Below are 13,835 nucleotides of genomic sequence, written 5' to 3'. Positions count from 1 at the left end.
CAAGGCAAGCGGCTTTCCCAGCGAGGGATCAAGGGCTGCGCTGCGGGGACGAATGCTGGGGCGCAGGGCGGTGATGCGGGGAAGGGATAAAGCGGTATAAAAGCGGGCGGCGGAAAAAGAGCGATGAGGGCGCGAGCGGAAAGACGGTAAGCAAGGCAAGCGGCTTTTCCGGCGAGGGATCAAGGGATGCGCTGCGAAGATGAATGGGTGATGCGGGGAGTTGGTAAAGCAGCAGAAAGAGCGCGAAGGGGAACGAATGGGAAAGGCGATGGATGCCCTCCCGGATGCGGGCGGGTTTTGTATGTGCGGCCATGTACAAAAATCCGCGCAAACCCTCTGGACAACACCCGGCGCTTATGCTATAATAGCCTTTGCAATCGGCCTTGATGGAGGCGGATTGGCGTGCCAATGTGGCTCAGTTGGTAGAGCAGCTGATTCGTAATCAGCAGGTCAGCGGTTCGAGTCCGCTCATTGGCTCCAGCAGCGTGAAGCTGCACCCAGGTTCGCAAACTGCTTATGTGGTTTGCGAACTTTTTTATACCCAAAAGCAGGCATCCAATTCGTAAAGTTCTTTAAGCGCGGGCTGCTGCAATTTGCTTGTGCAGATTGCGGCAGTTTTTATGCCCGCAGGCCAATAGCCATAGGGCAAGATCTTGTGCCGCTGTGAACGATGTATCGTTTGGCAACGGCTTTTCCATAACATCAATAGGTTGATATGCCCCAGCACTTCCATTTCCATAAATGGGACGAAAGATGAGGATGGGGACGCGCATGAAACGTGCTGATTACGCCAGCGAGGCGGCCGCCCGCGGCGCACGGGCCGCAGGCGCAAGCCTTTTGTATTTAAGAGAACGCCGCGCAGTGTTTTGCGGCCCGCTGTAGGCCCTTGGGGTGCGAACTGCAAGCACACAGACTTTTCCCGGCGGTTTCGCACCGCATTTGCCATATGATTTATAGGCGGAGACCACTTTTTATGGTTGCGCACTCCCCGAAAAAAGGCTATATTGTAGATGAGCGGCGGCGAAACACAAGCTGTTGCAGTCGCTCCCCGCAAGGGGAGCGTGGGTTGAAATATCTGCTTTGACGATGATGTACATGGGCTGCGCCGGTCGCTCCCCGCAAGGGGAGCGTGGGTTGAAATCCCTATAAAAAGCGTTGTGCCGCTTGACGTGAACGGTCGCTCCCCGCAAGGGGAGCGTGGGTTGAAATGGTTGCGATGTGCATGGTCTCACCATGAGCTGGGTCGCTCCCCGCAAGGGGAGCGTGGGTTGAAATACTCATCTAGCCCTCCTTAGTCCCGTACCTGCTCCGTCGCTCCCCGCAAGGGGAGCGTGGGTTGAAATGACCGTGGCCGCATGTTCAACGTGGATACCATGGAGTCGCTCCCCGCAAGGGGGGCGTGGGTTGAAACGCTCGCCAGCGTTCCGCGTGGATCGACAAGGAGAGTCGCTCCCCGTGAGGGGAGCGTGGGTTGAAATGTCCATCATGTCCGCCCAGCCCTGCACGTCGGACTGTCGCTCCCCGCAAGGGGAGCGTGGATTGAAACGGGCAGGGCTTTAAGGATATGTCCCCGCCTACCGGTTGTTCCCCACATGGGAGCGTGGGTTGAAATGCCGTTGGGGTCGTAGACCTGGAAAACCGCCCCTCGGTCGCCCCATATGGGGGGCGTGGATTGTAACGCAATGGATTGTGATTTTTTCGCGAATCCTGTCTGCCGCTCCCCACATGGGGGCGTGGGTTGAAATACTACCTGCGAGCTGTTTCAGGACGGCCCGGCATTTGTCGCTCCCCGCAAGGGGAGCGCGGGTTGAAATGCCAAGGAGATTCTGACGCTGATCACCGGCTTAGGGGGAAAAGCGAAAAAGACCGCGATCCGGCCATCCGGATCGCGGTCTTGCTTTTAAAAAGGAACGGCGAAGTGGGGTTTACGGCTGCGCCGGCCGGAACGTCAGCCGCTCAAAACAGGCCTGCGCCTCCTCCTGGGAGTTTGGATTGGCCAGCAGAATGCCGGTTTCGGAGCCGGAGATCAGGATCAGGTGGTCAAACTCGGCCTCGCCATAGGCGTAAAAGGTATAGCGGATGCCATCGCCCTTGCCGCTATCCAGTATGGTGGCGGTGGGGTCGGCCTGCACTGCCTGCAGGTATGCGTCGTATTCATCGGCGGTAATGATGGCGCCGCGGCTGAGCACATGGCCGTCCTTCTTGACAAAAAACGGCAGATCGGGCGAAAAGGTATAGCCATCGGTGGTATCCAGCTCCACCTCGACCGCGTCGCCGTTATCCAGCTGATAAGTATAGCACACATAGGTAGAAAAGTTGGCGCAGCCCGTTAATGCAAGGGCCGCAAGGCAGGTTAGAAAGATCAACGATAAAAGCGCCTTTTTCATTTTGGTCATCCCCTCTCATATCGTACCGCGGCAAAGGCGGATCGCGCCGCCCGCTATCCCGCAGGATCGCACCGCACCCCTAAATTATACCGGAACCGGCGCGGGCGCGTAACTGCTGTGCACATTCCGACGGACAGGAAAAGAATTATGGCGAAATGTGGCGAAAAATAGGACGGAAAACCTTGAAGCCGCCCCCGCCCCATGGTATGCTAGGGGTAGTTTTACAAGTCTGTTCCAAAACCTCCCGGGCGGGTGGGAGCGCCGGGCGGTTTTGAACGCAAATGAAAAAAGAGGGGGATTATGCAATGGAGGCAATCGACTGCGGATGGTTATCCATCCTGCCGCCCATCATCGCCATCGTGCTGGCGCTGCTGACCAAGGAGGTGATCAGCTCGCTGATCATCGGCATTCTGGCGGGTGGGCTGATCTATACGGGCTTTAACGTGGTGGGCGCGGTGGACGTGACCTTTAACGTGATGGCCGAAAAAATGGGAGGCAACAGCTTTATTCTGCTGTTTTTGGCACTGCTGGGCGCGCTGGTGGTGGTAGTCACCAAGGCTGGGGGTTCCCGGGCGTACGGCCAGTGGGCGGTGACCAAGCTCAAGAGCCGCACGGGCGCGCAGCTGGCCACCAGCGCTTTGGGCGCGCTGATCTTTATTGACGACTATTTCAACTGCCTGACCGTGGGCACGGTGATGCGGCCGGTGACGGACAAGCACCGCATCTCCCGGGCCAAGCTGGCTTACTTGATCGACTCCACCGCGGCACCGATCTGCATCATCGCCCCGGTATCCAGCTGGGCGGCGGCCGTGGCCGGCTTTATGACCGATGCGGGCATTGAAGATGGGCTGGGCACCTTTGTGCAGACCATCCCCTACAACCTGTACGCGATTTTGACGATCCTGATGATCTTGGTGCTGGTCTTTACCAAGATGGACTTTGGCGCCATGCGCCGCTTTGAGCGAAAGGCGCAAGAGCAGGGGGACCTGGACGCCCAGGAGGGGGCCATCGAATCCACCGAGGAGTTTGACGGCACCAAGATCTCCGATAAGGGGCGGGTGTTTGACCTGGTGATCCCCATCGTGGCGCTGATCGTCTTCTCCATCCTGGGGATGCTGTACGTAGGCGGGCTGTTCACCGGCGGCGCGGCGGATATCGCCGAGGCCTTTGCCAACACGGACGCCTCGGCCGGGCTGACGCTGGGCGGCTTTGCGGCGCTGGTGGTGGCGTTTTTGCTGTTCGTGCCCCGCAGGGTACTCTCCTTCCGGGACTTTATGGCGGGCATCACCCAGGGGGTCAAATCCATGGTGCCGGCGTTTATCATCCTGATCCTGGCCTGGACCATCTCGGGCATGTGCCGGGATCTGCTCTCTACCGGTGAATTTGTGGGCAACCTGGTGCAAAGCAGCAACATCAGCCTGCAGCTGCTGCCGGCGATCGTGTTCGTGGTGGCAGGCTTTTTGGCCTTTGCCATGGGCACTTCCTGGGGCACGTTTGGCATCCTGATCCCCATTGTGGTGATCATCTGCGGGACGAATTCGCCCTACCTGATCCCCTCGCTGGCGGCTACGCTGGCCGGCGCAGTGTATGGGGACCACTGCTCGCCCATTTCGGATACCACCATCCTCTCTTCCACGGGGGCGGGGTGCAACCATATCGACCACGTATCCTCCCAGATGGGGTATGCCACGCTGGTGGCGGTGATCTGCTTTATCGGCTACCTGGTGGCGGGGCTGACGGAGAACCTGTTCATCACGCTGGGGGTATCGGTGGTGCTGCTGGGCGCGGTGCTGGCGGTGGCCTTTTACCTGACCCGGCGCAGGGAAGCGCGGGGCTAGGGCCGCGATAAGGACAAGTAAGGCCCCCGGGCGAGAAGGCCCGGGGGTTTTTTGTAAAGAAAACCACGCGTTAGACGCGTGGTTCAAAAGAGCCTATGGCGAAGAAGAAGAAAACTCCCTTTGCTAAAATAAAGTGTAGTCTGCCAACTGCACAAAGAAAGCAAAGGGAGTTTACATATGGGTATAAATGATATTAATAGTCTATCGCATAGCCGATGGAATTGCAAATACCACATAGTATTTGCGCCAAAGTACAGGAGAAAAGTGTTTTACCAAGAGAAACGGGAAGCAGTGGGGAAGATATTAAGACAACTATGCGAATGGAAAGGAGTAAATATAATACAAGCAGAAGTATGCCCAGATCATGTGCATATGCTGGTGGAGATACCGCCAAAGATAGCAGTATCAAGCTTCATGGGATACCTGAAAGGAAAGAGTAGCACAATGATGTATGAGCAATTCGGGGAACTGAAATATAAGTATAGGAATAGAGAGTTCTGGTGCAAAGGATATTATGTAGACACAGCAGGGAAGAATGCGGGAAGGATAGCAGAATACATCAAGAATCAATTAAAAGAGGATGAATTGGGAGAGCAGTTAACAATGCCTGAAGGCAGCCCTTTTAAGGGCTGCAGGTAGCAGAATACGCAGTTGGCAGACATATTTATGCGTTTACGCATCCCGCGAAGAGCAGAGGGCTTCGCCCGCACATGAAATACCACCCGCTTGGCGGGTGGATGTTTATTGTATGGGGAAGGATAGAGTATAGGAGAGAAGCAAGGTTATACTGGAACAATAATGCGCTGCCCCAAATTTATGCGAGTATCAATCCCAAAAGCCCAAACATATCAGGTCAACAATGGCCTCTTTACATGCTGGACAAATCGGAGAGGTGGTCCTGATCGGTTTAAAGTGATGGCTTGCGCAGTCGGGGCAGGATTGGTGTGCTTCAAATAGGAAAGCAAAACCGTTTTTTACAGACCAGTTGCCCAGAATTTTTTTGCTGTGCCACTTTAGCAAATTTTTACATTGTGCGCATTGATAAAGGTGTTCATCACAGCAATAAAACAGCTCATCTGGTGAGCTGGAACGCACGATGGTTTTGATCAATTGCCCATGTTGTCCAGCCAGGGCTTCATTTTTAAGTTGGTTACTCGCTTCTTGGCTTTTGGCGAAATATTTCTCTCCGGAGAGAAAACCAATGCCAAGACGGAATTCTTTTTCAAATCCACATTGATCACATTTATAGCGATAAAATTCTCCCATAGCATCTCCTCACAGAGCGGTAGATACGACATATTTTGTACACATTATACCAAAGTACAATCTGAACGGCAAAACACAGGTATATATGGAGATGTTGCTTGGTAAATTTGAAGCAGGGTATCCCCCTGGACGTGGGGAAAGGGCCGTGCTATCCTTAGAGAAAAAGGGGGCGAAAGGGCATGCGCGTGATCGATGGGATCGACTTTCTGCTGGACCGGCCCGCGGGCAGCGTTTTGGCGCTGTACCACTGCGGGCAGCAGACTTGCGCGCCGGGGCATGCCTTTGGGCCGGCCATTCGGGCGCACTTTTTGGTGCACGCGGTGCTATCAGGCCGGGGGCAGTTTACCTGCCAGGGGCATACCTATGCCCTTGGCCCGGGGGACGCGTTTTTGATCTGGCCGGGGGTATCCACCTACTACGCCGCGGACGGACAGGACCCCTGGACCTATTGCTGGGTGGGGCTGGACGGGGAGGACGCCGAGGAGATGTTGCGCGCCTGTGGCTTTAGCCGGGAGCAGCCCATCCTGCCGCAGCCCTGCCCGGCCTTTGGAGAGGCGCTGCGGGAGCTGGCCCAGGCCGCCGGCGCCGGCAAGGGGCACTATGCGCTGCTGGGGCTGGCCTATTCCGCCTTTGGGTTGATCGCCCGGGAGCCGGGCGCGCAGGGGGAGGGCCCCGGGTATCTGGCCCGGGCCATGGCCTATATCCGCCATAACTATCCCTACGAGATCACCGTGGCGGACGTGGCCCGGCAGGTGGGCTTGAGCCGCAGCTATCTTTATAAAGTATTCATGGCGGGACGGGGGGTGTCCCCGGCCCGGTACATTGCCGATACCCGGCTGGAGGCGGCCGCCGGGCTGCTGGAGCAGACCGACCTATCGGTCACCGAGGTGTGCTACAGCGTGGGGTATAACCTGCCCGCGGCCTTTACCAAGGCCTTCCGCAAAAAGTACGGAGTGGCGCCGATGGGCTACCGGCGGGCGAACCGGCAAAGGCGCTAGAGGGCAACGTTGCTGCCGCTGGCGGCTTAGAGCAAATGCGCGAGGCAGTATCCGGTAAGCGCGGGTCGTGCGACACTCCCTCCGGCAGGCTATGCCTGCCACCTCCCTCGTCAGAGGGAGGCGAGGGAGAAGGGGGAAGCTGGAGTGAGGTGGGACGGGCGCTTTATCCGGGTGGAGGGGGTGCGGGCGGGGCCAAGAGGGTGTAAAGAGATTCCTCGCCTGCGGCTTCGGAATGACAGAGTACCGCAGCAGTTAGCGGGCGCAAGGCGCGAGAAAGCGCGCGGCACATGGGCGGCTAAAGGGACGCTAGCCCTGCTCGGAATGACAAGGTACCGCAGCAGTTAGCGGGCACAAGGCGCGAGGAAGCGCGCGGCGCATGAGCGGCTAAAGGGGCGCTAGCCCTGTTCGGAATGACAGGACAGTGGAGCGGCGGGGCGCGGGGGTTGCAACTGGTAGCGGCATTGTACCCGGAATTGCGCCGGTGCGAGGGATCCGAATCTTAACTTTTGACAATAGTTATTTTTAGTGTTATTATTATCCGGCGGGGGGAGCGTTTCCCCGCGAAATCGACGATAAGACGGGGAGGGATGGGCGTGCAACGGGTCAAGGATATGACGAGCGGGCGGCCGCTGAAGCTGATCGTGACCTTTGCCCTGCCGCTGATGCTGGGCAACATGGGCCAGCAGCTTTACATGGTGGTGGACGGCATCGTGGTGGGCCAGGGGGTGGGCGTGGACGCGCTGGCGGCCCTGGGCGCCACGGACTGGACCTGCTGGATGCTGCTGTGGATGGCCCAGGGGTTTGCCCAGGGTTTCTCGGTGCTGGCGGCCCAGCGCTTTGGCGCGGGGGATCTGCAGGGCCTGCGCCGGGGCGTGGCCATGAGCGTGGTGCTGGGGCTGGGGCTATCGGTGGTGCTGACGGCCCTGGGACTGGGGCTGGCCCGGCCGCTTTTGACCCTGCTGGGCACGCCGGAGGACATCTTCCCCGGGGCGATGGAATACATCACCACCATGTTTTGGGGGATGACGGTGGTGTTTGCCTATAACCTGGCGGGGGGCATCCTGCGGGCGCTGGGGGATGGCAAGACGCCGCTTTACGCCATGGCGGTGGCGGCGGGCACCAACATCGCGCTGGATCTGCTGTTTGTGATGGTGTTCCACTGGGGCATCGTGGGGGCGGCGGTGGCCACGGTGCTGGCGCAGGGGGTCTCCTTCCTTTACTGCCTGCTGGTGATGCGGCGCATGCCGGCCCTGGGGCTGAAAAAGGCGGATTTTGCGCTGGATTGGCCGCTTTTGGGCCGGCTGTGGCGGCTGGGGCTGCCGGTGGCGCTGCAAAACGCCTTTATCGCCGTGGGCGGGATGGTGGTGCAATCGGTCCTCAACGGGCTGGGTTTTTTATACATCGCCGGCTTTACGGCCACCAACAAGATCTACGGCCTGATGGAGAGCGCGGCCATCGCCTTTGGCTACTCCATGACCACGTACATGGGCCAGAACCTGGGCGCCGGGCGGCACGACCGCATTCGGGAGGGCATGCGCTGCATGGTCAAGCTCTCCATCGTGGTGGCGGTGGGCACGGGGATACTGGTCTCCCTGGCGGGGCGGCCCATCCTCTCGCTGTTCGTTTCATCCACGGAGGCGAACGCGGGCCAGGTGGTGGACATCGCCTTCCAATACCTGTTTATCATGTGCTGTAACCTGATCGTGCTCTACCTGCTGCACGCCTACCGCTCGGCCCTGCAGGGGCTGGGCAATACCACGGCGGCCATGGTATCCGGGGTGATGGAGTTTATCTGCCGGGTGGGCACGGCGCTGATATTGCCGCGCCTGATGGGGGACTTTGGCATCTTCTTTGCCGAGCCCATGGCCTGGCTGGGGGCGGCGGTGTTTCTGTTTTTCGCCTACTACAAAGAGGCCCGTTCCCTGCGGGAGCGGGCTGTGGGGGGGATCGGCGGCCAGGCGTAGGAATAAGCGCCCCGGGCGAGAAGCCCGGGGCGCTTGCTGTTTGGGAGAAAGAGGGGGCCGGTCAAAGGCAGAGGGCGAACTCTAAAAGCAACAGCAGGCCTATAAGGTTGGCGCCGGTAAAGGCCGCAAGGTAACGCAGCGGCTGTGCGCCAGGCTCGCGCAGGTAGAATTTAAGGGAGATCAGGCTGGCTAAAGAGGCTATGGGCGTGCCCAGCCCGCCGATGTTGACCCCCAGCAGCAGCCCCTGCCAGTTGGCGGTAAAGCCGGAGAGCAGCACGGCGGCGGGGACGTTGCTGATAAACTGGCTGGCCAGCGCGGCGGTCAAAAGCGTGCTGCGGGATAGCAGATCCTGCAAAAGGGTGCGGACCCACGCGATCTGCCCCAGGTTGCCCGAGAAGATGAAAAAGCACACAAAGGTGGCCAGCAGCCCATAATCCGGCGCGCGCAGCAACGCCCGGTCAAAGCCCAGCAGGGCGATGAAGATCAGCCCGGTCAACACCCACCAGGGCAAAAGGCCGAAGACGGACAGCAGGCAAAGCGCGAACAGCCCGCCGTACAGGGCCAAAAGCCGGGCGGCGGGCCGGGGCGCGGGGGCCAGTGCGGGGACGGGCACCGCCCGGGGCAGCGCCGGCAGCGCGGCTGCGGTAAGGCAGATGAGGCTGAGCAGGACGGGCGGCAGCAGCAGGGTGAAAAATCCGCCGGCATCCAGGCCGTAAAAGCTGTACAGATACAGGTTTTGCGGGTTGCCCACCGGGGTGGCCATGCTGCCCAGGTTGGCGGCCAGGGTCTGCAGCACCACGATGGGGATGGCCGCGCGGGCCTGCCCCGCCCGCTTTAACAGCACCAGGGTAAAGGGCACAAAGGCAATCAGCGCCACGTCGTTGGTGACGGCCATGGCGGTAAAAAAGGGCAGCAGCACCAGCACCACGGCCAGCGCGCGCCCGTTGCCGCGGGCGGCCGATAGCAGGCGCGCGGTCATCCAGGCAAAGGTGCCGCAGGCTCGAAAGCCGGCCACCACGGCCATCAGGCACCATAAAAGGCCCAGCACCCGCAGGTCGATATACGCGGCGTAGGCGGCGCTGGGCGGCATGGCAAACATGCTGGCCAGCGCCAGGGCGGCGGAGATGCAAAGCAGCTTTTCCCGCCGGCAAAAACGCAGAACTTTCTTCATCAATACCTTCCCTCCCACCAGTTGGCCCTCCATATCCTACCACAAGCGGGCGGCGGGCTCAAGCGTGGATGCGGCAGAGGAGAAAGGGGCCTAAAGGGCGCCGCGCCCCCTGCGGCGGTACTCACGGGGCGAGCAGCCGGTCCGCTGGCGGAAACACTTGCCAAAGTGGCTGACCTGATGGAACCCCACCCGGCTGGCGATCTCGCCGATGGGCAGGTCGCTCTGGCGCAGCAGGGCCTCGGCGCGGGAGAGGCGGTATTCCAGCAGGTAGCGGTAGGGCGTGGTGCCCATGCTCAGCCTGAAGCAGCGCAGGCACTCGGACTTGCTGACATTGGCGCTGCGGGAGAGCTGATCTAAGGTGATCTCCTGGGCAAAATGGGCGGCGATATAGCGCAAAAAGGCCTGCATCCGCTCGCTGACGGGGGAGGGCTGGCTGGCTTTGGCCGGCGCACCCTGCAAAAGGGCCAGATAGAGCGCGCTCAGCGCGGAGAGGACCTGATAGGGGTACAGCGGGCCCCGATCCGCCTCCAGAGCGGCCAGACGGGCCAGGACGGCCAGCGCCGCATCCTGCCCGTCGGGGCGCAGCGCCAGCAGCGGCAGCTGGGGCTGGCCTACGATGCGGGATACCAGCTCGCGGGCCGGGCTGCCGGGATAAAACTCCAGAAAATAGGCGGGAAAGATAAAACTCTTGTAGTGCCCATCCGTACTGTGGGCCACATGATGCACCACATCGCGGTTGATAAAGCACCCTTCGCCCGCGGACAGCGCCAGAGCCGTATCCAGCGTCCTGAGCTGGACGCGGCCCTCTAAAACGTAGATAAATTGCAGATCCTCATGCCAGTGCATGACCTGAAAGCCCGGGTTGCGGGGATGGGCGCGCCCGGCAGCCACATCCAGCACCAGATAGGGAAAATCGCTTTCGGCCCTGAGGTTGACCGAGTTGATAAAGGATTCGCGCGCTGTAGACATGGGTTGCCTCCCTTTATGCCAGTTTTGCAATATTATGATAATTTAGGGTGGTTATTTAATATTATATCACACGTTAATGTGATAAGATCATAATATCGAAGATGGAACCGCGGGAAAGGGACGTTAAAGGCACGGAGAGGGGAACGGTTATGGAAAAAAGGTTGCAATACATCGCACATGCCGCCTCGCCGCTGGGGGAGATCACCCTGTCCAGCGATGGGGAGGCGCTGACCGGGCTGTGGTTTGACGGGCAAAAGTACTTTGGCGCCACGCTGGACGAGGGTGCACAGGCGCGGGAACTGCCGGTGTTCGCGCAGACCCGCCGGTGGCTGGAGGTCTATTTTGCGGGGCGGGAGCCGGCGTTTATCCCGCCGCTGCGACCGGCAGGCTCCCCTTTCCGCCAGGCGGTGTGGCAGGTGATGGCCCAGATCCCCTACGGGCAGACCCGGACCTATGGGCAGCTCGCCCAGATCATCGGACGGCAAAGGGGGCTGGCGCGCTTTTCGGCCCAGGCAGTAGGGGGCGCAGTGGGGCACAACCCCATCTCCATCCTGCTGCCTTGCCACCGGGTGGTGGGGGCGGATGGCAGCCTGACCGGCTATGCCGGGGGCGTAGGGCGCAAGGCGGCGCTGTTGGAGCTGGAGGGAACGGATATGACCGGGCTGTTCAGCCCGAAGAAAGGAAGTGCGTTATAGATGAAACCGGAGAATCTGGAGGCGATTCGCGCCTCTTTCGGGGTGCAGGCCAGGGCGTTTGAGAGCGGCAAGATGAACTTCTCCAAAAAGGAGTACCTGGATTATACGCTGGCCTGCATCGCCCCGCAGGCGGGGGAGGATGTGCTGGAGGTGGCCGCCGGTACCTGCGCCTGCGGCCGGGCCCTGGCCCCCTATGCGCGCAGCGTGACCTGCCTAGACGCCACGCCCGCCATGCTGGAGGTGGGGCGGGAAGCCTGCGCGCGGGAGGGGATCGGCAACCTGCGCCCGGTGATCGGCTATGCTGAGGAGCTGCCCTTTTTGGATGCCAGCTTTGACATCGTGGTCTCGCGGCTGGCCTTCCACCACTTTACGCAGATCGAGCGGCCCTTCCAGGAGATGGCGCGGGTGCTAAAGCCCGGCGGGCGGCTGGTGCTGATCGACATGGAGGCGGCGGCCCAGCCCCTGCGGGCGGTGGAGGACCGGATCGAGACCCTGCGGGACCCTTCCCACATAAAGAACCGCAGCGCAGAGGAGCTGCGGGCGCTGTACGCGCAAAACGGCCTGCGGGTGGAGCGCTGCCAGAGCACGCCCATCCCGGTAGCCCTTGAGAACTGGATGGAGCTGACCCAAACGCCCCAGCCGGTGCGCGCGCAGATCACAGCGCTGATGCAGTGCGAGCTGGCGGGCGGGGAGAAGACCGGATTTGCCCCGTATTTACGGGAGGGGCAGCTTTATTTTGACCAGCGCTGGGTGCTGATAATCGGCAGCCGGTAAGGAAAATGACGGATAGACGTGCGGCGCGGCCCATTGGGGGCTGCGCCGTTTTGGCGTTTGGGAAGTTGACGCGCAGGGGCTGATGGGCTAGGCCGGAGAGGCGGGAGAGGGGGGAGCGGGGAGAGGGGAGAGGGGGGAGCGGTGGGCAGGAGATTACGCGCTGCGCCCGGAATGACAGAGAGGGCATAAGGCAGCGTGATGCAAACAGGCCGCGAGGTGGGCGGGAGGAAACTCCCTCCGGCAGGCGGGGCCTGCCACCTCCCTCAAACGAGGGAGGCAAGGGCTTGCGAGGGGCGGCAGTGCTGGGGGGATAAGGCTGCGCGGTGCAAACAGGCTGCGAGGTGAGCGGTGGGGAAACTCCCTCCGGCAGGCATAGCCTGCCACCTCCCTCAAATGAGGGAGGCAAGGGCTTGCGAGGGGCGGCAGTGCTGGAGAAGGTGAAGGCGCATGGCTCAAGAGAGTGGGGGTGGAGGCGGGACTGCGAGATTGGCGGGAGGAAACTCCCTCCGGCAGGCGGGGCCTGCCACCTCCCTCAAACGAGGGAGGCAAGGGCTTATGAGGGGCGGCGGTGCTGGGGGGAAGGCGCTTGACTCAAGAGAGGCGGGGTGGCGGAGCCGCGAGGCAGATAGGTGATTCTTCACTGTGCCCGGAATGACAGGGAGTGCATAAGGCTGCGCGGTGCAAACAGACTGCGAGGCAAGCGGAAGGTGCGGATCGATCAGCGGGCATGAAAAAGCGCCGCATCATGCGATGCGGCGCTTTGAAGTACGCTGACAGGGCGCGCGGGATCAGAATTCCTCCCGGGGCTTGCCCATGAAGAATAGGGCCACCGTGCCCGGGCCGGAGTGGGAGCCAATGACCGGGCCCACAAAGTGGATGAGGATCTCTTTGACCTTGAACTTCTCCCGCACCATGGCGGCCACGGCCTGGGCGTCCTCCTCGCAATCCCCATGGCTGATAAAGACGGTCTGCTCCTCGTTCGGGTCGGCCATTTTGACCATGTAATCCACCAGCGAACGCAGGGCGCGCTTGCGGCCCTTGACTTTGGTGACCGGCACCAGCCGGCCGGCCATATCCACGTGCAGCACGGGCTTAATATCCAATATAGTGCCTAAAAAGGCCATGGTGCCGGACAGGCGGCCGCCCCGCTTTAAAAAGTTCAGGTCATCCACGGTGAACCAGTGGTTCAGGCGCAGCTTATTCTTTTCCAACCAGGCCACCACCTCCTCGATGGGGCGGGCGGCATCCCGCAGGGCCACCGCCTGGTGGATCAGCAGCCCCTGGCCCAAAGAGGCGCAGAGCGAATCCACAATATAAATTTTACGGTCGGGATATTTATCTTTTAAAAGGTTGGCGGCCAGCATCGCAGACGAGCAGGTGCCGCTAAGCGCCGAGGAAAAGCCGATGTACAGGATATCCTCCCCGGCCTCCAGGCTTTTGGTAAACGCGTCGATAAACCGCTCGGTATTGACCTGGCTGGTCACCCCGTTCTTGCCCGAGCGCAGCATGGCATAGTAATCCTTGGGCGTCATGCTCTGGCCAAAATCATCCAGATATTCCTTGCCTTCCACGATAAAGGACAGGGGCAGGGCGGTGATCTCATGTTCATCCACATAGCTTTTGGGAAAATCACAACATGAGTCGGTAAAGATCCTGAAACGCATATAGACCTCCAAAGGATTTACTAAACCGTTTTATGGAACGATTCAATTCATTATAATGGATTGGCAAATTAAAAGCAATCGAGAAATTGTCGAAAATATTTGACCTGAG

The 13,835-nt window shown here is 60.3% G+C and carries 11 protein-coding genes, 1 tRNA gene and 1 CRISPR repeat array; of the genes, 7 read left to right on the top strand and 5 right to left on the bottom strand.

All coding sequences use genetic code 11. The features are described 5' to 3' along the window. Positions 1-404: 404 nt before the first annotated feature. A tRNA-Thr gene (locus H8699_RS10195) sits at positions 405-480 on the top strand. 560 nt (positions 481-1,040) lie between these two features. Next, positions 1,041-1,546: direct repeats of the CRISPR family, unit length 33 nt; unit sequence GTCGCTCCCCGCAAGGGGAGCGTGGGTTGAAAT. Between the two features lie 379 nt (positions 1,547-1,925). Here the strand turns inward: H8699_RS10195 and H8699_RS10190 are convergent. Next, positions 1,926-2,387 (bottom strand): hypothetical protein, encoded by a 462-nt coding sequence (locus H8699_RS10190; RefSeq protein ID WP_249285608.1) that lies wholly within the window; start codon positions 2,385-2,387, stop codon positions 1,926-1,928. Between the two features lie 305 nt (positions 2,388-2,692). Here H8699_RS10190 and H8699_RS10185 point away from each other — a divergent pair, with 305 nt between their 5' ends. After that, entirely contained in the window at positions 2,693-4,225 is a 1,533-nt protein-coding gene (locus H8699_RS10185) for a Na+/H+ antiporter NhaC family protein (RefSeq protein WP_249285607.1), read from the top strand. Between the two features lie 177 nt (positions 4,226-4,402). Then, a complete protein-coding gene (tnpA, locus tag H8699_RS10180; protein ID WP_283244213.1) occupies positions 4,403-4,864 on the top strand; it encodes an IS200/IS605 family transposase in 462 nt (153 codons plus the stop codon). 186 nt (positions 4,865-5,050) lie between these two features. Here the strand turns inward: tnpA and H8699_RS10175 are convergent, their stop codons facing one another. Then, positions 5,051-5,491, bottom strand: a complete 441-nt coding sequence (locus tag H8699_RS10175; protein WP_249285606.1) for a hypothetical protein — start codon at positions 5,489-5,491, stop codon at positions 5,051-5,053. 179 nt (positions 5,492-5,670) lie between these two features. Between H8699_RS10175 and H8699_RS10170 the strand changes: the two genes are divergently transcribed. Continuing rightward, positions 5,671-6,489, top strand: a complete 819-nt coding sequence (locus H8699_RS10170; RefSeq protein WP_249285605.1) for an AraC family transcriptional regulator — start codon at positions 5,671-5,673, stop codon at positions 6,487-6,489. 593 nt (positions 6,490-7,082) lie between these two features. Then, the gene (locus H8699_RS10165; RefSeq protein WP_249285604.1) at positions 7,083-8,453 is read left to right on the top strand and encodes an MATE family efflux transporter; all 1,371 of its coding nucleotides are present in this window, start codon (positions 7,083-7,085) and stop codon (positions 8,451-8,453) included. 61 nt (positions 8,454-8,514) lie between these two features. Here the strand turns inward: H8699_RS10165 and H8699_RS10160 are convergent, their stop codons facing one another. Then, complete coding sequence (locus H8699_RS10160; RefSeq protein WP_249285603.1) at positions 8,515-9,624, bottom strand: SLC13 family permease; 1,110 nt, start codon at positions 9,622-9,624, stop codon at positions 8,515-8,517. Between the two features lie 90 nt (positions 9,625-9,714). Continuing rightward, positions 9,715-10,593: an AraC family transcriptional regulator gene (locus H8699_RS10155; protein WP_249285602.1), complete on the bottom strand. Its 879-nt coding sequence runs from the start codon at positions 10,591-10,593 to the stop codon at positions 9,715-9,717. A gap of 149 nt (positions 10,594-10,742) precedes the next feature. On the opposite strand from H8699_RS10155, the gene H8699_RS10150 reads away from it, so the two are divergent. Continuing rightward, on the top strand, positions 10,743-11,288 hold the full coding sequence (locus H8699_RS10150; RefSeq protein WP_249285601.1) for a methylated-DNA--[protein]-cysteine S-methyltransferase: 546 nt from the start codon (positions 10,743-10,745) through the stop codon (positions 11,286-11,288). Next, positions 11,289-12,062, top strand: a complete 774-nt coding sequence (locus H8699_RS10145) for a methyltransferase domain-containing protein (RefSeq protein WP_249285600.1) — start codon at positions 11,289-11,291, stop codon at positions 12,060-12,062. A 788-nt stretch (positions 12,063-12,850) separates the two neighbouring features. Here H8699_RS10145 and H8699_RS10140 read toward each other — a convergent pair. Then, positions 12,851-13,726, bottom strand: a complete 876-nt coding sequence (locus H8699_RS10140) for a DegV family protein (protein WP_249285599.1) — start codon at positions 13,724-13,726, stop codon at positions 12,851-12,853. Between the last annotated feature and the right edge of the window lie 109 nt (positions 13,727-13,835).

Origin of the sequence: Luoshenia tenuis, from assembly GCF_014384745.1 — a bacterium.
Taxonomy (GTDB): domain Bacteria; phylum Bacillota; class Clostridia; order Christensenellales.
This window is presented reverse-complemented; position numbering and strand designations above follow the sequence as displayed.

What these genes read in the sequence shown, in the direction of transcription:
- H8699_RS10150 (WP_249285601.1), top strand. Translation starts at nt 10,743, where the DNA reads ATGGAAAAAAGGTTGCAATACATCGCACATGCCGCCTCGCCGCTGGGG.
- H8699_RS10185 (WP_249285607.1), top strand. Translation starts at nt 2,693, where the DNA reads ATGGAGGCAATCGACTGCGGATGGTTATCCATCCTGCCGCCCATCATC.
- H8699_RS10160 (WP_249285603.1), bottom strand. Translation starts at nt 9,624, where the DNA reads ATGAAGAAAGTTCTGCGTTTTTGCCGGCGGGAAAAGCTGCTTTGCATC.
- tnpA (WP_283244213.1), top strand. Translation starts at nt 4,403, where the DNA reads ATGGGTATAAATGATATTAATAGTCTATCGCATAGCCGATGGAATTGC.
- H8699_RS10140 (WP_249285599.1), bottom strand. Translation starts at nt 13,726, where the DNA reads ATGCGTTTCAGGATCTTTACCGACTCATGTTGTGATTTTCCCAAAAGC.
- H8699_RS10190 (WP_249285608.1), bottom strand. Translation starts at nt 2,387, where the DNA reads ATGAAAAAGGCGCTTTTATCGTTGATCTTTCTAACCTGCCTTGCGGCC.
- H8699_RS10175 (WP_249285606.1), bottom strand. Translation starts at nt 5,491, where the DNA reads ATGGGAGAATTTTATCGCTATAAATGTGATCAATGTGGATTTGAAAAA.
- H8699_RS10155 (WP_249285602.1), bottom strand. Translation starts at nt 10,593, where the DNA reads ATGTCTACAGCGCGCGAATCCTTTATCAACTCGGTCAACCTCAGGGCC.
- H8699_RS10145 (WP_249285600.1), top strand. Translation starts at nt 11,289, where the DNA reads ATGAAACCGGAGAATCTGGAGGCGATTCGCGCCTCTTTCGGGGTGCAG.
- H8699_RS10170 (WP_249285605.1), top strand. Translation starts at nt 5,671, where the DNA reads ATGCGCGTGATCGATGGGATCGACTTTCTGCTGGACCGGCCCGCGGGC.